This window comes from Xanthomonas arboricola pv. populi, from assembly GCF_002939945.1.
In the GTDB taxonomy this organism is placed as follows: domain Bacteria; phylum Pseudomonadota; class Gammaproteobacteria; order Xanthomonadales; family Xanthomonadaceae; genus Xanthomonas; species Xanthomonas arboricola_A.
In genome coordinates, this window is the sequence record NZ_MDEB01000003.1 from 550045 (window position 1) to 570073 (window position 20029).

Annotated in this window: 20 protein-coding genes and 1 tRNA gene; 20 read left to right on the forward strand and 1 reads right to left on the reverse strand. The window is 64.2% G+C overall.

What is annotated here, in order from left to right; all coding sequences use genetic code 11:
* The first annotated feature begins 25 nt into the window (after positions 1-25).
* From XaplCFBP3123_RS11850 to XaplCFBP3123_RS11870, 5 genes are all read left to right on the forward strand, one after another.
* Complete coding sequence (locus tag XaplCFBP3123_RS11850; protein ID WP_104534198.1) at positions 26-964, forward strand: isopenicillin N synthase family dioxygenase; 939 nt, start codon at positions 26-28, stop codon at positions 962-964.
* A gap of 195 nt (positions 965-1159) precedes the next feature.
* Positions 1160-1843 (forward strand): methylamine utilization protein, encoded by a 684-nt coding sequence (locus XaplCFBP3123_RS11855; RefSeq protein ID WP_104534199.1) that lies wholly within the window; start codon positions 1160-1162, stop codon positions 1841-1843.
* A complete protein-coding gene (locus tag XaplCFBP3123_RS11860) occupies positions 1840-4203 on the forward strand; it encodes a putative bifunctional diguanylate cyclase/phosphodiesterase (RefSeq protein ID WP_104534200.1) in 2364 nt (787 codons plus the stop codon). Before XaplCFBP3123_RS11855 ends, XaplCFBP3123_RS11860 begins: the two co-directional genes overlap by 4 nt.
* Positions 4203-5075, forward strand: coding sequence for a DUF3034 family protein (locus XaplCFBP3123_RS11865; protein ID WP_172453216.1), 873 nt, complete (start codon positions 4203-4205; stop codon positions 5073-5075). The genes XaplCFBP3123_RS11860 and XaplCFBP3123_RS11865 overlap by 1 nt, the downstream gene beginning before the upstream one ends.
* Entirely contained in the window at positions 5075-5503 is a 429-nt protein-coding gene (locus XaplCFBP3123_RS11870; RefSeq protein WP_104534202.1) for a group I truncated hemoglobin, read from the forward strand. The genes XaplCFBP3123_RS11865 and XaplCFBP3123_RS11870 overlap by 1 nt, the downstream gene beginning before the upstream one ends.
* A gap of 283 nt (positions 5504-5786) precedes the next feature.
* Here the strand turns inward: XaplCFBP3123_RS11870 and XaplCFBP3123_RS11875 are convergent, their stop codons facing one another.
* Entirely contained in the window at positions 5787-6587 is an 801-nt protein-coding gene (locus XaplCFBP3123_RS11875; protein WP_104534203.1) for an SDR family NAD(P)-dependent oxidoreductase, read from the reverse strand.
* A 113-nt stretch (positions 6588-6700) separates the two neighbouring features.
* Between XaplCFBP3123_RS11875 and tpiA the strand changes: the two genes are divergently transcribed.
* The 15 genes from tpiA (at position 6701) to nuoL (ending at position 20018) form a co-directional block, all read left to right on the forward strand.
* Positions 6701-7456 (forward strand): triose-phosphate isomerase, encoded by a 756-nt coding sequence (gene tpiA, locus XaplCFBP3123_RS11880; RefSeq protein WP_104534204.1) that lies wholly within the window; start codon positions 6701-6703, stop codon positions 7454-7456.
* Between the two features lie 33 nt (positions 7457-7489).
* Positions 7490-7963, forward strand: a complete 474-nt coding sequence (gene secG, locus XaplCFBP3123_RS11885; RefSeq protein WP_104534205.1) for a preprotein translocase subunit SecG — start codon at positions 7490-7492, stop codon at positions 7961-7963.
* Positions 7964-8012: 49 nt separating this feature from the next.
* A tRNA-Leu gene (locus XaplCFBP3123_RS11890) sits at positions 8013-8097 on the forward strand.
* A gap of 102 nt (positions 8098-8199) precedes the next feature.
* Complete coding sequence (locus tag XaplCFBP3123_RS11895; RefSeq protein WP_003485539.1) at positions 8200-8556, forward strand: NADH-quinone oxidoreductase subunit A; 357 nt, start codon at positions 8200-8202, stop codon at positions 8554-8556.
* Positions 8547-9101: a NuoB/complex I 20 kDa subunit family protein gene (locus XaplCFBP3123_RS11900; protein ID WP_016944318.1), complete on the forward strand. Its 555-nt coding sequence runs from the start codon at positions 8547-8549 to the stop codon at positions 9099-9101. The genes XaplCFBP3123_RS11895 and XaplCFBP3123_RS11900 overlap by 10 nt, the downstream gene beginning before the upstream one ends.
* 36 nt (positions 9102-9137) lie before the next feature.
* Positions 9138-9890: an NADH-quinone oxidoreductase subunit C gene (locus XaplCFBP3123_RS11905; RefSeq protein ID WP_104534206.1), complete on the forward strand. Its 753-nt coding sequence runs from the start codon at positions 9138-9140 to the stop codon at positions 9888-9890.
* Positions 9887-11194: an NADH-quinone oxidoreductase subunit D gene (locus XaplCFBP3123_RS11910; protein ID WP_104534207.1), complete on the forward strand. Its 1308-nt coding sequence runs from the start codon at positions 9887-9889 to the stop codon at positions 11192-11194. The genes XaplCFBP3123_RS11905 and XaplCFBP3123_RS11910 overlap by 4 nt, the downstream gene beginning before the upstream one ends.
* The gene (gene nuoE, locus XaplCFBP3123_RS11915; RefSeq protein ID WP_016902996.1) at positions 11191-11718 is read left to right on the forward strand and encodes an NADH-quinone oxidoreductase subunit NuoE; all 528 of its coding nucleotides are present in this window, start codon (positions 11191-11193) and stop codon (positions 11716-11718) included. The genes XaplCFBP3123_RS11910 and nuoE overlap by 4 nt, the downstream gene beginning before the upstream one ends.
* 3 nt (positions 11719-11721) lie before the next feature.
* Positions 11722-13056, forward strand: coding sequence for an NADH-quinone oxidoreductase subunit NuoF (gene nuoF, locus XaplCFBP3123_RS11920; RefSeq protein WP_104534208.1), 1335 nt, complete (start codon positions 11722-11724; stop codon positions 13054-13056).
* Positions 13053-15287, forward strand: a complete 2235-nt coding sequence (nuoG, locus tag XaplCFBP3123_RS11925) for an NADH-quinone oxidoreductase subunit NuoG (protein ID WP_104534209.1) — start codon at positions 13053-13055, stop codon at positions 15285-15287. Before nuoF ends, nuoG begins: the two co-directional genes overlap by 4 nt.
* The gene (nuoH, locus tag XaplCFBP3123_RS11930) at positions 15284-16375 is read left to right on the forward strand and encodes an NADH-quinone oxidoreductase subunit NuoH (RefSeq protein WP_039522183.1); all 1092 of its coding nucleotides are present in this window, start codon (positions 15284-15286) and stop codon (positions 16373-16375) included. Before nuoG ends, nuoH begins: the two co-directional genes overlap by 4 nt.
* Positions 16376-16378: 3 nt before the next feature.
* Positions 16379-16867, forward strand: coding sequence for an NADH-quinone oxidoreductase subunit NuoI (gene nuoI, locus XaplCFBP3123_RS11935; protein ID WP_102584828.1), 489 nt, complete (start codon positions 16379-16381; stop codon positions 16865-16867).
* Between the two features lie 4 nt (positions 16868-16871).
* Positions 16872-17534: an NADH-quinone oxidoreductase subunit J gene (locus XaplCFBP3123_RS11940; protein ID WP_172453235.1), complete on the forward strand. Its 663-nt coding sequence runs from the start codon at positions 16872-16874 to the stop codon at positions 17532-17534.
* Positions 17531-17836, forward strand: coding sequence for an NADH-quinone oxidoreductase subunit NuoK (nuoK, locus tag XaplCFBP3123_RS11945; RefSeq protein ID WP_006450557.1), 306 nt, complete (start codon positions 17531-17533; stop codon positions 17834-17836). Before XaplCFBP3123_RS11940 ends, nuoK begins: the two co-directional genes overlap by 4 nt.
* 7 nt (positions 17837-17843) lie before the next feature.
* Complete coding sequence (gene nuoL, locus XaplCFBP3123_RS11950; RefSeq protein ID WP_104534210.1) at positions 17844-20018, forward strand: NADH-quinone oxidoreductase subunit L; 2175 nt, start codon at positions 17844-17846, stop codon at positions 20016-20018.
* Positions 20019-20029: the final 11 nt, after the last annotated feature.

Consider the following 20029-nt stretch of genomic DNA (forward strand, 5'->3'; position numbering starts at 1 on the left):
CCCGACTTCGACTGCAGATATCCGTATGAGCGCCCGCATCCCGACCCTGGACATCACCCGTTTCGACAGCGACCGCGACGCTTTCGTCGCCGAGCTCGGTGCGGCCTATCGGCAGTGGGGCTTTGCCGGCATCCGTAATCACGGCATCGCGCAGGCCGACATCGACGCGGCGTACGACGTGTTCAAGGCGTTCTTCGCACTGCCTGAGCAGGTCAAGCGTCGCTATCACGTGGAAGGCAGCGGCGGCGCGCGCGGCTATACCGCGTTCGGCGTGGAAACCGCCAAGGATTCCAAGCATTTCGATCTGAAGGAGTTCTGGCATATCGGCCGCGAGATTGCCGACGATTCGCCGTACCGCGAGGTGATGGCGCCGAATCTGTGGCCTGAAGAGGTGCCCGGTTTCCGTGAGCGCGGCTATCGCCTGTACCAGCAGCTGGACCACCTGGGCTCGCGCGTGCTGTCGGCATTGGCGCTGCATATCGGCCTGCCGCAGGACTATTTTGTCGACAAGACCAACAACGGCAACTCGATCCTGCGGCCGATCCATTACCCGCCGATCACCAGCGACGACATTCCCAACGTGCGCGCCGGTGCGCACGGCGACATCAATTTCATCACCTTGCTGGTCGGTGCCAGCGCGGCCGGGCTGGAAGTGCGTTCCAACGATGGCGAGTGGGTGCCGTTCACTGCCGACGCCGACACCATCGTGGTCAACATCGGCGACATGCTGCAGCGCCTGACCAACCACGTGTATCCGTCCACCATCCATCGCGTGGTCAATCCGCCGGGCGAACAGGCGCGCAAGCCGCGCTATTCGGTGCCGTTCTTCCTGCACCCCAATCCGGATTTCCTCATCGACGTGCTGCCTTCGTGCATCGCCGCCGACAATCCGAACCGTTATCCCGAACCGATTACCGCGCACGGGTTTCTGGAAGAGCGTCTGCGCGAAATCAAGCTGAAGTAAGCCGTTCGCAGCGAAGACGATAGCTGCGCTTGCAGCATCGTCAATGACCGCGGGCACAGTTTGATCCATAAATTCCGCTCGCGTCTGGTTAAAGCTTGCATTCACCTCAGCCGATAACCCAGTCTGATCGCTAGCGCGACGTCGGACTCGCCTGGCGCCCGCTGCTGAGTGCACTAGCTTGGGGGGCGCATGCGGATGCAGTTGTTCAGACGGATCGGCCCGGTTTCTGGGTTGCTGGCGTACTGCGCCGCAACCTGTGCGTTGGCAACGCCGATCAGCGTGACCGTCGTCGATGCCAACGGCATGTTGGTCGATGCGGTGGTGAGCCTGGAGCCAGCACGTGCGGTGGCCGCCGGGGCGCCCCGGACCGTCGAGATGGATCAGGTCAATTCGCAGTTCGTGCCTGCCGTGCTGGCGGTGCGCACCGGCACCCTGGTGCGGTTTCCCAACAACGACCAGATTCGCCATCAGGTCTATTCGTTCTCCCCCGCAAAGCGCTTCGAATTGCCGCTGTTCCAGGGCAGCACCGCCGCCCCGGTGCGCTTCGACCAGGCCGGTCTGGTGACGGTCGGCTGCAATATCCACGACTGGATGCTGGGCTATATCGTGGTGGTGGACACGCCGTACTTCGGCAAGACCGGCAGCGACGGTCGCGTGCAGCTGGATGCGCCGGCAGGCAGTTACACGCTGCGGGTCTGGCATCCGCGCCTCAAGGGCGCTGCGCTCGCCGAGCCGGTGGCGCTTGCGCGCGAGGCTGTGCAGCGGCGCGTGACCTTGCAGACCACCGGCGCCGCACCAGCGGTGGCGCCCCCGGATGCGCGGGTGCGTGCGCTGCAGGACAAGTTCCGCCGCGCCGACCCGAAGACGCCGAAGCCATGAAGGCCATGCGCCTGCATACCCGCATCGCGGCGTTTCTGGTGCTGGTCGTGCTCGCCACGCAGGCGTTGACCTTCATCGCGGTGCAGGTCGCCACCGAGCGCAGCGTCAAGGCGCAGCTCGGCGAAGAACTGCAGATCGGCGAGCGCGTCTGGCAACGCATCAATCTGCGCCGCGACGAACAACTGATGCAGTCGGCCTCGGTGCTGGCCGACGACTTCGGTTTTCGCGCGGCCGTGGCCAGCGGCGATGTGCCGACCATGCAATCGGCATTGCGCAATCACGCCGCGCGCATGTCGGCGCAGACCGCGCTGCTGCTGGCCCCGGATGGCGAATTTTTGACCGGACTTGCCGACCTGCCGCAAGCCGAACAGCTGCGCGCGGTGCAGACGCTGCTGCAGCAGGCGCAGCGCGATGGGCGCGCAGTTGGCGTGGTCGCATTGGATCAACGCATCGTGCGGCTGGCGGTGGTGCAGGTGCTGGCACCGAGCCGGGTAGGCTGGATCGCGATCGGCAATGAATCCGGCGACGGCCTGGCGCAGGATTTCCGTTCCACCACCGGGCTGGATGCGACCTTCTTCACCGATGGCCCGCCGGTGCGGGTGCTGGCCTCCACTTTGGAGCCGGCCGCGCGCGCCGAATTTGCGCAGCAGTTGCCGACCGCCGAACGCGCGCAGGGCGCGGCGGTCGCGTTGACGCTGGCCGAGTCGCGTTACCTGGTCAAACTGCAGTCGATCCAGGGCGATAGCCATGTGCGGGTCGCGCTGCAGGCTTCGCTGGATCGCGCGGTGGCGCCCTATCGCGTCCTCAAGTTGCGCATCCTGCTGCTGGCGGGTCTGGCGACGGCTGCGGCGCTGGGTGTGGCGATCTTCCTGGCACGCAGCGTCAGCAAGCCGGTCGCGCAACTGGTACAGGCAGCACGGCGCATCCAGCGCGGCGATTATCACACCGCGGTCGAGGTGCCATCCGGGCGCGAACTGGCCGAGTTGGCCGACAGCTTCGGGCGCATGCAGCAGCAGATCGCCAGTCGCGAGCAGCACATCCTGCATCAGGCGCGCCACGATGCCCTGACCGGTCTGCCCAATCGCATCTGGCTGCTGGAGCGGCTGAAGGACGTGGTGGATCAGACCGTGGCTTCCGGCGGCACGGCTGCGGTGCTGATCCTGGATCTGGAGCGCTTCAAGGAACTCAACGACAGCCTGGGCCACGACTTCGCCGACCAGGTCCTGGTCGAAGCGGGCCGCCGCCTTGCCGACGTGGTGCAGGAACCCAATCTCGTCGGGCGGCTGGGCAGCGACGAATTCATGGTGGTGGTGGCGCAGACCGACGTCACCACCGTGCAACAGGATGCACAGCGCTTGCTGCTGCAGTTGCGCCGCCCGCTGGCGCTGCCGCAGGCGCGCATCCAGCTGGAAGCCAGCATCGGCATCGCCCTGATTCCAGAGCACGGCGCCGATCCGGACACCTTGTTGCGCCGCGCAGACATCGCACGTCGCCAGGGCGGCAATGCGACCACCGTCGGCGCCTGCGTATATCGCCTGGGCCAGGACGAGCAGCATCTGCGCCGGCTGCGTCTGACCGGCGATCTGCGCCAGGCCATCGGCAGCAACGAGCTGACCTTGCGCTTTCAGCCCAAGATCTGCCTGCGCAACGATCGCGTCGAACAGGTGGAGGTGCTAGTGCGCTGGCAGCATCCGGTGCTCGGGGCGATCGGCCCGGACGAATTCATTCCGCTGGCCGAGCATTCCGGCGTGATCCATCCCTTGACCCGCTTCGTGCTGGATGAGGCGCTGCGCTGCCAGGCGCAATGGCGCAGGCAGGGCCTGGAGCTGGGCATGGCGATCAATCTCTCCGCGCTGGATCTGTCCGACCCCGGTTTGCCCGATTACGTGCGTGGCCGTCTGGAGCATCACGCCGTGCCGGCGCAGTCGGTCACGCTGGAACTGACCGAAAGCGCCCTGATGCGCGATGTCGAATCCGCGCTGCACATGCTGCATCAGCTGCGCGGCGTCGGCGTGCGGCTGTCCATCGACGACTTCGGCACCGGCTATTCTTCGTTGGCGCAGCTCAAACGCATGCCGGTGAACGAATTGAAGATCGACAAGAGCTTCGTCATGCAGCTGGCCGAAGGCACCGACGATGCGTTCATCGTGCGTAGCACCATCGATCTCGGGCATAACCTGGGCTTGAGCGTGATCGCCGAAGGCGTGGAGAACGCCATCGCCCTGGGTCTGCTGCGCGGTTACGGCTGCGACATGGTGCAGGGCTATCTCTATTCGCCGCCGTTGGAAGAAGTACCGCTGGTCGCCTGGTGCATGCGGCAACTCGATCTGGCGCCGGCGGCGCAGGCAGGAGCGCATTGATGAACAGGTGGCGATGCACGCTGCTGGCTGTGGCATTGGCCGGGCTGGCCATCGCACCCGCGTCGGCGATCGCGGGCGACGGGCGTCTGCTCGCCACCGGCGGCGTGTCGATGATCGAAGGCAGTAGCGGTGGCGGCATCGTGCCGTGGGCCACGCTGTCGGGATACGGCACCCGCGACGAACTCGGTACCGTCCTGTTCGCCACGCATGTGGACAGCGGCGATTACCGGCTGGACGTGCAAGGCGCTGCGCTCACGGTCGGCAATCGGCTGGAACTTTCGCTGGCGCGGCAACGGCTGGATCTGGGAACCCTTCAGGATCGGCTGGGCCTGCCGTGGAATGCGCTCGGCCAGGACGTGTTCGGCGCCAAGCTGCGGGTCTGCGGCGATCTGGTCTACGGACATGCGCCACAGGTCAGTGTGGGGCTGCAATACAAACGCCTGCGCGATGGCACGCTGCCGCTGGCGATCGGTGCGCGCGACGATCACGGCACCGATGTCTATGTCAGCGCCAGCCGGTTGTTCCTGCAGGCTGCGGGCGGCTATCAACTGCTGCTCAACGGCACGCTGCGCGCGACCCGCGCCAATCAGACCGGCCTGCTCGGTTTTGGCGGCGATCGTCGCAACGCCTACCGGCTGGTCGGCGAGGCCAGCGCCGCCGTCGTGCTGTCGCCGGCGTGGGTGGTCGGCGTGGAGTATCGCGACAAACCCGATAACCTCGGCTTCGCCCGCGAGCAGGCCTGGGCGGATGCATTCGTGGCCTGGTTTCCCAGCAAGCACGTGTCCTTGACCGCGGCATGGGCCGAGCTCGGCGACATCGCCACACTCACCGGCCAACGTGGTCCCTATCTTTCCGTGCAGGTGGCGTTCTGATGAATCGACCGCTGCGCTGGCCCTTGCTGTGCATGCTGGCGCTGATGAGTGCCTGCGCCACCATGCAACCGCGCCCCACGCTCTACGACGAACTCGGCGGGCACGCCGGGATCGAAGCGCTGGTGGAAACCATGCTGTCGCGCATCGCCGACGACCCACGCATCGTCGACACGTTCGCGCGCGTCAACATCGTGATGCTCAACGAGCGCCTGGTGCAGAAGTTCTGCCATGTCGCCGATGGTCCGTGCCCGGATACCGCCAAGTCGATGCAGCAGGCGCACGCGCACCTGGCCATTCGCGAAGGCGACTTCAACGCGCTGGTGGAGGACCTGAACTGGGCGATGGATCAGCGCAAGATTACACGCCGCACACAGAATCGTCTGCTCGCACGGCTCGCGGCCATGCATGGCGAAATCGTCAATCATTGAAGGCGTCACAGCATGACTGCGCGCAGTGCTGGACGCGCGTGTTCGGTCCTCGTGACGACATGTTTCCACTCGCAGACTGCGGTTATAAGTGCAGCGTGCATAGCGCCTGACGCCCACTCGCGACGTGTCGCCAGTCACCTGCGTTGCAGCCAGGAGTGGGGCCTCGGCCGTTATCGATTCGGGCAATGGCTACGGCTCAGCTGGCTGCGGCAATGGCACGCAGCCAGGGGAGGGGGGGGAATTGCGCGCGCGAGACGCCGCGAGCAGCGGATGCGCGACCGCCTCACTGCAACGGACGCAGCCGATGCGATCCGCGCGCCATCAGGCGCAATGCGAGCGCATGCGGCAACGCGCGCAACGCGGCACTGACCAGGCGATAGCGCCAGCCCGGCACGGCCAGCACCTGACCACGCTCCAGCGCGGCAATGCCGTATTCGGCCACGTCGTCGGCTTGCAGCCACGCCCAGCGGGGCAGGGTGGACATCGCCTCGCGGGTGCCGGTGACATCGTGAAACTCCGACCATGCAAAGCCGGGGCACAGCGCGCAGACCTTGACCGCGCAGTCGGCGTTCTCCAGTGCCAGCGATTCGCTGAAGCGCAGCAGGAAGCTCTTGCTGGCTGCGTACAGCGTCTGCCCATCGGCACTCGGCGTCAGCGCGGCGAACGAGGCCACATTGAGAATGCGGCCCTGGCCGCTGGCGCGAATCATCGGCAATAGCCTCCAGGTCAGCTCGCACACCGCGCCCACCATCACCTGCAGAAAGCGTGCATGCGTGGCCCAGTCGTTGTGTAGGTAGCGGCCCGGCACGCCGTAGCCGGCGTTGTTGACCAGGGTGCCTACCGTCCAGCCATTGCGCTGGATCTGCGCAACCAGTGTTTCTGCCGCGCCGGGACCGCCCAGATCGGCCGGCAATACTTCCACCCGTACCAACGGCCGCAACTCCGCAGCCAGCGCCTGCAACCGGTCGATCCGGCGCGCGGTCAGGATCAGCGGCACGCCACGCCTTGCGTAAGCGCGCGCAATCTCGCGGCCGATGCCGCTGGAGGCGCCGGTGACCAGCGCGAAGACAGGCGAAACGGACATGGCAGGTTCCTGTTGGAGAAGGGGGGACGACAGACAATGGACAGAAGTGTGCCGGCTGCCGACAGGGCATGGGCTATTCTGTCGCCTGTCTTCCACTCAGGAACCTGCGCCTGATGCGTCGAAAGATCGTTGCCGGAAATTGGAAGCTGCATGGCAGCCGCGCCTTCGCCACCGAACTGGTGGCCCAGATCGCCGCGCACATGCCCCTGGAGGGTGTCGATGTCGTCATCCTGCCGCCACTGCCTTACCTCGGCGACCTGATCGAGGATTTCGAGGAGCACCACCTGTGTTTCGGTGCCCAGGACGTCAGCAGTAACGAGAAGGGCGCCTATACCGGGGAAGTCTCGGCCACGATGCTGGTCGATGTCGGCGCCGAATACGGGCTGGTCGGCCACTCCGAACGTCGCCAGTACCATCGCGAGAGCAGTAAGCTGGTGGCACGCAAATTCGCCGCCGCCATGCATGCCGGCCTGATCCCGGTGCTGTGCGTGGGCGAGTCGCTGGAACAGCGCGAGGCCGACCAGACCGAGGCGGTGCTGCGCGCCCAGCTCGAACCGGTGCTGGCGCTGGTGGGCCGCGCGGGCTTCGCCCGCGCCGTGCTCGCTTACGAGCCGATTTGGGCCATTGGCACCGGCCGTACCGCCAGCCCGGAGCAGGCGCAGGCGGTTCACGCGTTCCTGCGTGGCGAAGTCGCGAAGGCGGATGCTAGAATCGCTGATTCTCTGCCCATCCTGTACGGGGGCAGTGTCAAGCCCGATAACGCCAGCGAGCTGTTTGCGCAGCCCGACGTCGATGGCGGGCTGGTCGGAGGCGCCTCGCTGGTCGCCGAAGACTTCCTGGCCATCGCGCGTGCGGCGGCCGCTTGTTAACCCATTAAGTTTTGTCCGGGGACGGATTTCGAAATGCTGATGTTGATCCTCAATGTGGTCTACGTGCTGGTCGCGCTGGCGATGATTGCGCTGATCCTGATGCAGCGCGGTGCGGGTGCGGCAGCCGGTTCGGGCTTCGGCGCCGGCGCCTCGGGCACCGTGTTCGGCTCGCAGGGCGCGTCGAACTTCCTGTCCAAGTCGACCAAGTGGCTGGCAGTGGTGTTCTTCAGCATCAGTCTGTTCATGGCGTGGTACGCCACCCACGGCGCACGTCCGACCGACCAGAACCTGGGCGTGATGTCGCAGTCGGCCACCCCGGCGCCTACTGCCGCTGGCGAGCTGACTCAGCCGCTGCCACAGGCGCCAGCCGCCGGCGCAGTTCCGACTGCTCCTTCGCAGCCAGTGCCTGCCGCGCCTGCGGCTGCAACGCCTGCGCAGTCCGCACCGGTGCAGCAAGCGCCTGCGGCACGCGAAGAAAACGCTTCGGAACCAGCACAAAAACGCTGAAGCCGGTTACAATGCGCTGCGCACTGGGATGCCCAGCGGCGCAACGTATGCCCAGGTGGCGGAATTGGTAGACGCACTACCTTGAGGTGGTAGCGACTTAGGTCGTAGGGGTTCGAGTCCCCTCTTGGGCACCATTGTTTGGCTGCAGTTCCTGCGCATCGCCTGTCGCGCGCGGGGTCTGCCTATACCCCATGCCGGCACGCGGCGCGTGCGGGCAGAGGCAAGAGAGAATCGCTGTGCTGGCCGAATATTTGCCGAGTCTGCTTTTTCTGATCGTCGCCACCGGTATCGGCATCGTGCTGATGCTGGTCGGTCGATTCCTCGGTCCGCGTAGTCCGGACCCGCGCAAGCTCTCGCCTTACGAGTGTGGCTTCGAAGCCTTCGAAGACGCGCGCATGAAGTTCGACGTGCGCTACTACCTGATCGCGATCCAGTTCATCGTGTTCGATCTGGAAATCATCTTCATCGTGCCGTGGACGCAGGTGTTCATGGAGATCGGCGCACGCTCGCTGGTCACCATGGGGCTGTTCGTCGGCATGTTGTTCCTCGGCTTTATCTACGTGTGGAAGAAGGGAGCGCTGGAATGGGAGTGATTCAGACCCTGGATCGTCTGATGACCAACCCGATGCCGGAAGGCCGGGTGGAAGACATCCTGCGCCCGGAAGGCGAAAACCCGCTGCTCGAGAAGGGCTACGTGACCACCAGCGTCGATGCGCTGCTGAACTGGGCGCGCACTGGCTCGATGTGGCCGATGACCTTCGGCCTGGCCTGCTGCGCGGTCGAGATGATGCATGCCGGTGCGGCGCGCCTGGATCTGGACCGCTACGGCGTGGTGTTCCGCCCGTCGCCGCGCCAGTCCGACGTGATGATCGTGGCCGGCACGCTGGTCAACAAGATGGCCCCTGCGCTGCGCAAGGTCTACGACCAGATGCCGGACCCGAAGTGGGTCATCTCGATGGGCAGCTGCGCCAATGGCGGCGGCTACTATCATTATTCGTATTCGGTGGTGCGCGGTTGCGATCGCATCGTGCCGGTGGACATTTATGTCCCCGGTTGCCCGCCGACCGCCGAGGCGCTGGTTTACGGCATCCTGCAGCTGCAGAAGAAGATCTGGCGTACCCAGACCATCGCGCGCTGACACCCGTCTTCTTCTACTGAGAGCAGCCAAGCCCCCATGGCAGAGCAAGCATCTTCCTTCACTGACCGACTTGCGGCACGTTTCGCCGGTGCGCAGATCGCCGTGGCATTGCCGCGCGGCGAAGTGACGCTGGAAGTCGCTGCGGCCGATTGGCACGCCACCTGCCTGGCCCTACGCGACGAGCTCGGTTTCGAGCAGCTCAGCGATCTGTGCGGCGTCGATTATCTGGGCTACGGCAGCGACGAGTGGGATACCGCCGACGTGTCGTCGCAGGGCTTCAGCCGCGGCGTCGAGGGCAAGGCCGTCGGCCGTTTCGCCTGGGGTGAATTTCCCAGCCAGGAAAGTTCCGACGGCGCCCATCCGCAGCACATGCCCAAGCAGCGTTTTGCGGTTGTCGCGCAGTTGATCTCCTACCAGCACAACCAGCGTCTGCGCGTGCGTTGCTACGCACCGGACGAACAGGTGCCGGTGGTGGCGTCGTTGACCGATATCTGGCCTGGCGTGAACTGGTTCGAGCGCGAAGCCTTCGATCTGTTCGGCATCGTCTTCGATGGCCATCCGGACCTGCGCCGCATCCTGACCGACTATGGATTTGTCGGCCATCCGTTTCGCAAGGATTTCCCGCTGATCGGCAACGTCGAAGTGCGTTACGACGATGAGCGCAAGCGTGTCGTGTACGAGCCGGTGACCTCGGTCGAGCCGCGCGTCGGTGTGCCGCGCGTGATCCGCGACGATGCCCGTTATGAGACTGCCGCTGGTGAAGTGGTCAAGTCGGAGACCGCCAAGTGAGTGAGTTCCGCCAGGCAACCGATGCCTTCGCGAGCAATCCTGTCGAAAGCAAGCAGGAAATCCGCAACTACACGATGAACTTCGGCCCGCAGCATCCTGCGGCGCACGGCGTGCTGCGCCTGATCCTGGAAATGGACGGCGAGACCGTGGTGCGTGCCGATCCACATATCGGCCTGCTGCACCGCGGCACCGAGAAGCTGGCCGAGTCCAAGCCGTTCAACCAGTCGGTTCCGTACATGGACCGCCTGGATTACGTGTCGATGATGTGCAACGAGCACGCCTACGTGCGCGCGATCGAGTCGCTGATGGGCATCGAAGTGCCCGAGCGTGCGCACTACATCCGCACCATGTTCGACGAGATCACCCGCATCAAGAACCACCTGATGTGGGTCGGGTCCAACGCACTCGACCTGGGCGCGATGGCGGTGATGCTGTACGCGTTCCGCGAGCGCGAAGAATTGATGGACGTCTACGAGGCGGTCAGTGGCGCGCGCATGCACGCTGCCTACTACCGTCCCGGCGGCGTGTATCGCGATCTGCCCGATCGCATGCCCAAGTACAAGGAATCGCGCTGGCACAAGGGTGGGGCGCTGAAGAAGCTCAATGCAGCGCGCGAAGGCTCGATGCTGGACTTCCTCGAAGATTTCACCAACACGTTCCCGGCGCGTGTGGACGAGTACGAGACGCTGCTGACCGATAACCGTATCTGGAAGCAGCGTACCGTCGATGTCGGCATCATCAGCCCGGATCTGGCGCGTGCCTGGGGCATGACCGGTCCGATGCTGCGTGGCTCGGGCATCGAATGGGACCTGCGCAAGAAGCAGCCGTACGCCAAGTACGACGCGGTGGAGTTCGATGTGCCGGTCGGCACCAATGGGGATTGCTACGACCGCTATCTGGTGCGTGTGGCCGAGATGCGCGAGTCCAATCGCATCATCAAGCAGTGCGTGAAGTGGCTGAAGGCCAACCCCGGGCCGGTCATGGTCACCAATTTCAAGGTCGCTCCGCCAAGCCGCGAAGGCATGAAGGACGACATGGAAGCGCTGATCCATCACTTCAAGCTGTTCAGTGAAGGCTATTGCGTGCCGGCCGGAGAAACCTATTGCGCGGTCGAAGCGCCCAAGGGCGAGTTCGGCTGCTACCTGATGTCCGATGGCGCCAACAAGCCGTTCCGCGTGCATCTGCGCGCGCCGGGCTTTGCGCATCTGTCGTCGATGGACGCGGTGGTGCGTGGTTATCTGCTAGCCGACGTCGTGGCGATGATCGGTACTTACGATTTGGTTTTCGGTGAGGTTGACCGATGAAGGCGACGGGTAATTTCGAAGCGGCGCGCGACGTCGATCCGCAGGTGGTGCTGAGCGACAAGACGCGCGCGCACATCGATCATTGGTTGAGCAAGTTCCCGCCCGATCGCAAGCGTTCGGCCGTGCTGCAGGGCCTGCACGCTGCGCAGGAGCAGAACCAGGGCTGGCTGACCGACGAGCTGATCGTGGGCGTGGCCAAGTATCTGGACCTTCCGCCGGTGTGGGCCTACGAGGTCGCCAGCTTCTACTCGATGTTCGAGACCGAGAAGGTCGGCCGCCACAACGTGGCGTTCTGCACCAACATCAGCTGCTGGCTCAATGGCGCCGAAGATCTGCTGGCGCATGCGGAAAAGAAACTGGGTTGCAAGCTGGGGCAGTCGACGGCCGATGGCCGCGTCTACCTCAAGCGCGAAGAAGAGTGCCTGGCGGCCTGCTCTGCAGCGCCGATGATGGTCATCAACGGCCATTACCACGAGCACCTGACGAAAGAGAAGGTCGACGCGCTGCTGGACGGGCTGGAGTAAGACATGGCACATCATCACGCACCCTCAGGCCCGGTCGGTCCGGCGCCGTTGCCGCATCAGGTCGTCTACACGACGCTGCACTACGATACCCCGTGGTCGTACGAGAGCTATCTGAAAACCGGTGGCTACGCCGCGCTGCGCAAGATCCTCGAAGAGAAGATCGCGCCGGCCGACGTCATCGAGATGGTCAAGGCGTCCAACCTGCGCGGCCGTGGCGGCGCGGGCTTCCCGACCGGTCTGAAGTGGTCGTTCATGCCCAAGGGCACGATGCAGAAGTACATCCTGTGCAACTCGGACGAATCCGAGCCGGGCACCTGCAAGGACCGCGACATCCTGCGTTACAACCCGCATTCGGTGGTGGAGGGCATGGCGATCGCCTGCTACGCCACCGGCTCGACCGTGGGCTACAACTACCTGCGTGGCGAGTTCCACCACGAGCCGTTCGAAAACTTCGAACTGGCGCTGGCAGATGCCTATGCCAATGGCTGGCTGGGCAAGAACATTCTCGGCAGCGGCGTGGATATCGATATCTACGGTGCGCTGGGTGCCGGCGCCTACATCTGCGGCGAAGAAACCGCGCTGATGGAATCGCTGGAAGGCAAGAAGGGCCAGCCGCGCTATAAGCCGCCGTTCCCGGCCAACTTCGGCCTGTACGGTAAGCCGACCACCATCAACAACACCGAGACCTATGCGTCGGTGCCGGCGATCATTCGCAACGGCCCGGAGTGGTTCCTCGGCTTGAGCAAGACCAAGAACGGCGGCCCGAAGATCTTCTCGGTGTCCGGCTGCGTACAGAAGGGCGGCAATTTCGAAGTGCCGCTCGGCACCACCTTCGACGAATTGCTGGAAATGGCCGGTGGCCTGCGTCCGGGCCGCAAGCTCAAGGGCGTGGTGCCTGGCGGCGTGTCGATGCCGGTACTGAAGGCCGACCAGGTCGCCGGGCTGCAGATGGACTACGACACCTTGCGTGCGCTTGGAACCGGTCTGGGCTCCGGCGCGATCGTGGTGCTGGACGACAGCGTCTGCTGCGTGCGCTTTGCCTGCCGCATCTCGCAGTTCTTCCACAAAGAATCCTGCGGCCAGTGCACCCCTTGCCGCGAGGGCACCGGCTGGATGCACCGCGTGCTGGAGCGCATTGTTGCCGGCAAGGCCACGATGGAAGACCTGCATCAGCTGCGCACCGTTGCCGGCCAGATCGAAGGACACACCATCTGTGCCTTCGGCGAAGCGGCGGCGTGGCCGATTCAGGGCTTCCTGCGCCAGTTCTGGGACGAGTTCGAGTACTACATCGTCAACGGTCGTTCGATCGTCGACACGCCTGTCGGAGTGGCCGCATGAGCGCCCAACCAGTGAACCCGAACGTGCCACCGGACCATGTCACCGTCGAGATCGACGGGCAGTCCCTGGTGGTGCCGAAGGGGTCGATGATCATCCAGGCGGCCGACAAGGCCGGCATCCCGATCCCGCGCTTCTGCTACCACGAGAAGCTGCCGATCGCGGCCAACTGCCGCATGTGCCTGGTGGACGTCGAGAAATCCCCGAAACCGTCGCCTGCCTGCGCCACGCCGGTGATGGACGGCATGAAGGTCACCACGCGTAGCGAAAAGGCGCTGAAGTACCAGCGCAGCGTGATGGAATTCCTGCTGATCAATCATCCGCTGGACTGCCCGATCTGCGATCAGGGCGGCGAGTGCGAACTGCAGGACGTGTCGCTCGGTTATGGCCGTTCGGTCAGCCGTTTCAACGAACGCAAGCGCGTGGTGCCGGACGAGGACATCGGTCCGCTGGTCGCCACCGAAATGACCCGCTGCATCCAGTGCACCCGTTGCGTGCGTTTCACCGCGGACATCGCCGGCACCTACGAGCTGGGCGGCATGTATCGCGGCGAGAACCTGCAGATCGGTACCTACGACGGCAAGCCCCTGACCACCGAAATCTCCGGCAACGTGATCGACGTCTGCCCGGTCGGCGCGCTGACCAACAAGGTATTCCAGTTCCGCGCGCGTCCATGGGAGTTGATGGCACGCGAATCGCTCGGTTATCACGATGCGATGGGTTCGAACCTGTTCCTGCATGTGCGTCGCGGCGAAGTGCTGCGCACCGTGCCGCGCGAGAACGAGGCGGTCAACGAGTGCTGGCTATCCGACCGCGATCGTTATTCCCATCAAGGCCTGTATGCGGAAGACCGTGCGGTCAAGCCGCTGAAGAAGGTCAACGGGCAATGGACCGAGGTGAGCTGGGCCGAAGGCCTGGCCGCCGCGACGCAGATCCTGCGCGACAACGCCGGCGATCAGCTCGGTGTGCTGGTGCATCCGTCCACTTCCAACGAAGAGGGCGCCTTGCTCGCACGCCTGGCCGAAGGCCTGAACAGCGGCAACCTGGATCACCGCCTGCTCAACCGCGATTTCTCCGATGCCGCAGTGGCCGAAGTGTTCGCCACGGCGCTGGCCGAGATCGAGCAAGCCGACGTCGTGGTGCTGTTCGGCACCAACGTGCGTCACGAGCTGCCGCTGCTGCATGCACGCCTGCGCAAGGCCAGCATCCAGAACGGGACGCAGATCCATTCGGTCAATCCGGTCGATTTCGATTTCGCCTTCACCCAGGCAAGCCGCACGGTTGTTGCGCCGTCGCAGCTGGCTGGCGCCCTGGACGATGCGACACTGCGCGATGCGGTCAAGAACGCCACGCGCGCCGTGATCGTGGTTGGCGCACTGGCTGAGAACCACCCGCAGGCTGCCGCGTTGCGTGCCGCTGCACGCGACTTTGCCGCTGCAACCGGTGCCTCGCTGTGCCGGATCCCGCAAGGTGCGAATGCGGTCGGTCTGGTGTCGCAGGGTGTGCTGCCGTCCGCACGCGATGTCGCCGGCATGCTGGCGCAGCCGCGTCAGGCGTACGTGCTGTATGGCGTCGAGCCGGGCCTGGATTTCGCCGATGCCGCCGCTGCACGCAGCGCGCTGGCGGGTGCCAAGGTGGTGGCGTTCAGCCAGTTCGCCTGCGCCTCCACGCGTGACGTGGCCGATGTGATCCTGCCGATCGGCGCACTGCCGGAAATCGACGCATCGCTGACCAATCTGGATGGTCGCGTGCAGACCGCACGTGCCGCCGGTCGTCTGCCGGTCGAAGCGCGCGAAGGCTGGCGCGTATTGCGTGCGCTCGGCGGCGAGCTGGGTCTGGCCGGTTTCGAATTCATCGATCTGGTCGGCCTGCGAGCCGGCATGCAGAACCGCCCCGTCAGCCCTGTCGCCTCGGCGCAGCCGGCTGCGAGCGGCGACGGGCTGGAAGTTGCCGCCACCGCGGCGATCTATCGCACCGATGCGGTGGTGCGTCGCGCCGCCGCGCTGCAGTCGCACCCGCTCAACATCGCGCCGTGTGTGGCGATGCATCCGGAGCAGGCCGCGCAGTTGCAGGTCGGCGCGGGTCAGATGGTCAAGGTCGGCACCGATGCCGGCAAGGCGACTTTGCCGGTGGTGCTGGACAAGCGCGTCGCACCGGGCACGGTGTGGATCGAATCCGGCCATGGCGCAACTGCGCCGCTCGGTGCCGGTCGTGTAACGGTGGTGGCTGCATGAACGAATTGCTATTGAACCTGGTCGATCCCCTGCACCAGTGGTTTGTCGGTCTGGGCGATGGCGGCGTGGTGCTGTGGACCGTGCTGAAGATCCTGCTGATCACCGTGCCGGTGATCGTGTCGGTGGCTTTCTACGTGGTCTGGGAGCGCAAGCTGATCGGCTGGATGCACGTGCGTCACGGGCCGATGTACGTGGGCATGGGCATCTTCCAGGCCTTCGCCGACGTGTTCAAACTCCTGTTCAAGGAGATCGTGCAACCGAGCAGCTCGCACAAGGCGATGTTCATCATCGCGCCGCTGCTGACGCTGGCGCCGGCCTTTGCGGCCTGGTCGGTGGTGCCGTTCGACGCGCAGCTGGTGCTGTCCAACGCCAACGTCGGCTTGCTGTATCTGCTGGCGATGACCTCGCTGGGCGTGTACGGCATCATCCTGGCCGGCTGGGCATCCAATTCCAAGTATGCGTTCCTGGGTGCGATGCGCTCGGCCGCGCAGGTGGTCAGCTACGAAATCGCGATGGGCTTTGCGCTGGTCGGCGTCATGATCGCTTCCGGCAGCGTCAACCTGAGCCAGATCGTGTTTGCGCAGGCGGGCAGCTCCGGTTTCTTCGACTGGTTCCTGATTCCGCTGTTCCCGTTGTTCATCGTGTACTGGGTGTCCGGCGTCGCCGAAACCAACCGCGCGCCGTTCGACGTGGTGGAAGGCGAATCGGAAATCGTCGCCGGGCACATGGTGGAATACTCGGGCGGTGCGTTCGCGCTGTTCTTCCTGGCCGAATACGCCAACATGATCCTGGTCAGCTTCTTGATCTCGATCTTCTTCCTCGGCGGCTGGTTGAGCCCGATCCAGGGTTGGGTCAACGCGGATATTTCGCCGTGGATCGACTGGTTGTGGAAGGGTGGTTGGCCGTGGCTGCTGATGAAGGTGTTCTTCTTCGCCAGCGCCTACATCTGGTTCCGTGCCAGCTTCCCGCGCTACCGCTATGACCAGATCATGCGTCTGGGCTGGAAGGTGTTCATTCCGCTCACGATCGTGTGGATCGCAGTGACGGCGTTGATGGTGTTTTACGGCGTGATCCAGAAGGGCGTGTAACCGATGAACAAGATCACCCATTACTTCAAGAGCCTGCTCCTGCTCGAACTGCTAGGCGGCCTGTGGCTGACGTTGAAATACACGTTCAAGCCCAAGTACACCGTGCTGTATCCGATGGAGAAGTTCCCGCAGTCGCCGCGTTTCCGTGGTCTGCACGCGCTGCGTCGTTATCCCAACGGCGAAGAGCGCTGCATCGCCTGCAAGCTGTGCGAAGCGGTGTGCCCGGCGCTGGCGATCACCATCGACTCGGCCAAGCGCGAGGACGGCTCGCGCCGCACCACCCGCTACGACATCGACCTGTTCAAGTGCATCTTCTGCGGCTTCTGCGAAGAAAGCTGCCCGGTGGACTCGATCGTCGAGACCCACATCCTCGAGTATCACTTCGAGAAGCGTGGCGAGAACATTGTCAACAAGCCGCAGCTGCTTGCGATCGGGGACCGGTTCGAAGCCGAGATCGCCGAGCGTCGCGCTGCCGATGCCGCCTTCCGTTGAGGTCATGATGGACTGGGTCACTATTGCTTTTTACGCCTTCTCCGCCGTCGCGGTCGTGTCCGCCGGTGCGGTGATCAGCGTGCGCAACCCGGTGTATGCCGTGTTGTGCCTGATCCTCACCTTCTTCTCGATGGCATGCATCTGGTTGCTGGTGGGCGCCGAGTTCCTCGGCGTGACGCTGGTGCTGGTCTATGTCGGCGCGGTGATGGTGCTGTTCCTGTTCGTGGTGATGATGCTGGACATCGACACCAGCCGCCTGCGCGAAGGGTGGGTCAAGTACATGCCGGTCGGTGTCATCGTTGCGGTCGCCATGCTGGCGCAGATGGTCACCCTGATCGGAGTCAAGGCGCGCAGTGCTGCGCCGTTCCCGGCCGACAACGCAGCCGCGCAGGCGGCCGACGTGTCGAACCTGACCTGGCTGGCCAAGACCCTCTACACCGAGTTCCTGCTGCCGTTCGAGTTCGCAGCGGTGATCCTGACCGTGGCCGTGGTGGCCGCCGTGATGCTGACCCTGCGCAAGCGCACCGGCATCAAGCACCAGAACGCTGGCGAGCAGTCGCGGGTGAAGGCGGGCGACCGTCTGCGCATGGTCAAAATGGCGGTTGAAAAGCCGTTACAGGTCGCGCCGAAGCTCGATGCGGCCGACGGACAGGAGGCGAAGTCTTGATTACCTTGGGCCACCTGCTTGGACTGGGCGCGGTGCTGTTCTGCATCTCGCTGGCCGGCATCTTCCTCAACCGCAAGAACGTCATCGTGTTGCTGATGTCGATCGAGCTGATGCTGCTGTCGGTCAACGTCAACTTCATCGCGTTCTCGCGCGAGCTTGGCGACCCCGCCGGTCAGTTGTTCGTGTTCTTCATCCTGACCGTCGCCGCCGCGGAGGCTGCGATCGGCCTTGCGATCCTGGTGACTCTGTTCCGCACGCGCCGCACGATCAATGTGGCCGAAGTCGATACGTTGAAGGGCTGACCTGTAGATGGAAATCACTCTCTCCAAGAGTCTGTTGATTGCGGTGGTGCTTGCACCGCTGATCGGCAGCATCATCGCCGGCCTGTTCGGTCGCCAGGTGGGGCGCAAGGGCGCGCAATACGTCACCATCCTGGGTGTGGCGGTCAGCTGCGTGCTGTCGTGCCTGACGCTGTATCAACTGGTGGAGCAGGGCGCCAGTCCGTTCAACCAGAACCTGTACACCTTCTTCGATGTCGGTAATTACTCGGCGCATGTCGGCTTCATGGTCGACCGCCTGACGGCGATGATGATGGTGGTGGTGACCTTCGTGTCGCTGCTGGTGCACATCTATACCATCGGCTACATGGAAGAAGACCCGGGTTACCAGCGCTTCTTCAGCTACATCTCGTTGTTCACTTTCTCCATGCTCACGCTGGTGATGAGCAACAATTTCCTGCAGCTGTTCTTCGGCTGGGAAGCGGTGGGCCTGGTGTCGTATCTGCTGATCGGCTTCTGGTTCAAGCGTCCGACTGCCGTGTTCGCCAACATGAAGGCGTTCCTGGTCAATCGCGTCGGCGACTTCGGCTTCATTCTCGGCGTTGCCGGTGTGCTGCTGTGGTTCGGCTCGCTGGATTACTCCACCGTGTTCGCCAATGCGACCACCATGGCCGCTGCCAAGGTGCAGTTGTTCGCGGGCCATGAGTGGAGCGTGATGACGCTGATCTGCATCTGCCTGTTCATCGGTGCGATGGGCAAGTCGGCGCAGGTGCCGCTGCATGTGTGGCTACCGGACTCAATGGAAGGCCCGACGCCGATTTCGGCCCTGATCCATGCCGCGACGATGGTGACCGCCGGCATCTTCATGGTCGCGCGCATGTCGCCGCTGTTCGAGCTGTCGGAAACCGCGCTGAACTTCATCCTGTTCATCGGTGCGACCACAGCCTTCTTCACCGGCCTGATCGGTATCGTGCAGAACGACATCAAGCGCGTGGTTGCGTATTCCACGCTGTCCCAGCTGGGTTACATGACCGTGGCGCTGGGCGTGTCGGCGTATTCGGCCGCAGTATTCCACCTGATGACGCATGCCTTCTTCAAGGCGCTGCTGTTCCTGGCGGCCGGTTCGGTCATCATCGGCATGCACCACGAGCAGGACATGCGCAAGATGGGCGGCCTGCGCAAGTACATGAAGGTGACCTACTGGACCAGCGTGATCGGTACCTTGGCGCTGGTCGGCACGCCGTTCTTCTCCGGCTTCTACTCCAAGGACACCATCATCGAAGCGGCAGCCCATCACGCCCACGAGTCGCATAGCTGGATTGCGACCTACGGCTATTGGGCAGTGCTTGGCGGCGTGCTGGTGACCAGCTTCTACAGTTTCCGTCTGCTGTTCCTGACCTTCCATGGCAAGGAGCGCTTCCGCGATGCCCACGCGCACGATGCCCATGGACACCACGACAGCGCGCATACCGATGCCGAGGCGCAGGTCCACGCGCACGACAGTCATGCGCACGACGCACATGCACACGACACGCACGGCCACGATGACCACGGTCATGGCCACCATGGTGCTCACGAGCCGCATGAGTCGAAGTGGGTGGTGACGCTGCCGTTGATCCTGCTGGCGATCCCGTCGGTGGCGATCGGCTTCTTCACCATCGGCCCGATGCTGTTCGGCACCGATTGGCAGGGCCACCACGCCGCGCATGCGATCAAGGGGCAGGCGGTGTCGTTCTTCACCGGCATCGTCGATTTCTACGATCCTGCGCGCGACACCGTTGGCGCGCTGGCCGAAGAGTTCCATGGCCCGGTCGCCTTTGCGCTGCACGGCATGATGGCGGCGCCGTTCTTCCTGACGGTTGCGGGTCTGTTGCTGGCTGCGCTGTTCTATCTGTGGAAGCCGGAACTGGCCACCAAGTCGCGCAAGGCGTTCGCGCCGGTGGTGTGGCTGCTGGAAAACAAGTACGGCTTCGACAAGCTCTGGATCAATGGCTTCGCCGGTGGTGGCGTGGTCCTTGGCAAGGCGTCACGTGCCATCGATACCCATGTGGTCGACGGTGTCGTCGTCAATGGTTCTGCCCGACTGATCGACCTGGCTGCACATCTGCTGCGTCGCACGCAATCCGGTTTCCTCTATCACTACGCCTTCGCAATGATCATCGGTTTGATCGCCTTGTTGGCGGTACTGATGCATTTCTGGCGTTGACCTGTACGGAA

Bases quoted from the DNA above. Each gene is read 5' to 3' on its own strand.
- nuoL (WP_104534210.1), top strand. From the start codon at position 17,844: ATGGAAATCACTCTCTCCAAGAGTCTGTTGATTGCGGTGGTGCTTGCA.
- XaplCFBP3123_RS11865 (WP_172453216.1), top strand. From the start codon at position 4,203: ATGAACAGGTGGCGATGCACGCTGCTGGCTGTGGCATTGGCCGGGCTG.
- nuoE (WP_016902996.1), top strand. From the start codon at position 11,191: ATGAAGGCGACGGGTAATTTCGAAGCGGCGCGCGACGTCGATCCGCAG.
- secG (WP_104534205.1), top strand. From the start codon at position 7,490: ATGCTGATGTTGATCCTCAATGTGGTCTACGTGCTGGTCGCGCTGGCG.
- XaplCFBP3123_RS11850 (WP_104534198.1), top strand. From the start codon at position 26: ATGAGCGCCCGCATCCCGACCCTGGACATCACCCGTTTCGACAGCGAC.
- XaplCFBP3123_RS11870 (WP_104534202.1), top strand. From the start codon at position 5,075: ATGAATCGACCGCTGCGCTGGCCCTTGCTGTGCATGCTGGCGCTGATG.
- XaplCFBP3123_RS11940 (WP_172453235.1), top strand. From the start codon at position 16,872: ATGATGGACTGGGTCACTATTGCTTTTTACGCCTTCTCCGCCGTCGCG.
- nuoH (WP_039522183.1), top strand. From the start codon at position 15,284: ATGAACGAATTGCTATTGAACCTGGTCGATCCCCTGCACCAGTGGTTT.
- XaplCFBP3123_RS11905 (WP_104534206.1), top strand. From the start codon at position 9,138: ATGGCAGAGCAAGCATCTTCCTTCACTGACCGACTTGCGGCACGTTTC.
- XaplCFBP3123_RS11900 (WP_016944318.1), top strand. From the start codon at position 8,547: ATGGGAGTGATTCAGACCCTGGATCGTCTGATGACCAACCCGATGCCG.
- tpiA (WP_104534204.1), top strand. From the start codon at position 6,701: ATGCGTCGAAAGATCGTTGCCGGAAATTGGAAGCTGCATGGCAGCCGC.
- nuoI (WP_102584828.1), top strand. From the start codon at position 16,379: ATGAACAAGATCACCCATTACTTCAAGAGCCTGCTCCTGCTCGAACTG.
- nuoF (WP_104534208.1), top strand. From the start codon at position 11,722: ATGGCACATCATCACGCACCCTCAGGCCCGGTCGGTCCGGCGCCGTTG.
- XaplCFBP3123_RS11855 (WP_104534199.1), top strand. From the start codon at position 1,160: ATGCAGTTGTTCAGACGGATCGGCCCGGTTTCTGGGTTGCTGGCGTAC.
- XaplCFBP3123_RS11875 (WP_104534203.1), bottom strand. From the start codon at position 6,587: ATGTCCGTTTCGCCTGTCTTCGCGCTGGTCACCGGCGCCTCCAGCGGC.
- XaplCFBP3123_RS11860 (WP_104534200.1), top strand. From the start codon at position 1,840: ATGAAGGCCATGCGCCTGCATACCCGCATCGCGGCGTTTCTGGTGCTG.
- nuoG (WP_104534209.1), top strand. From the start codon at position 13,053: ATGAGCGCCCAACCAGTGAACCCGAACGTGCCACCGGACCATGTCACC.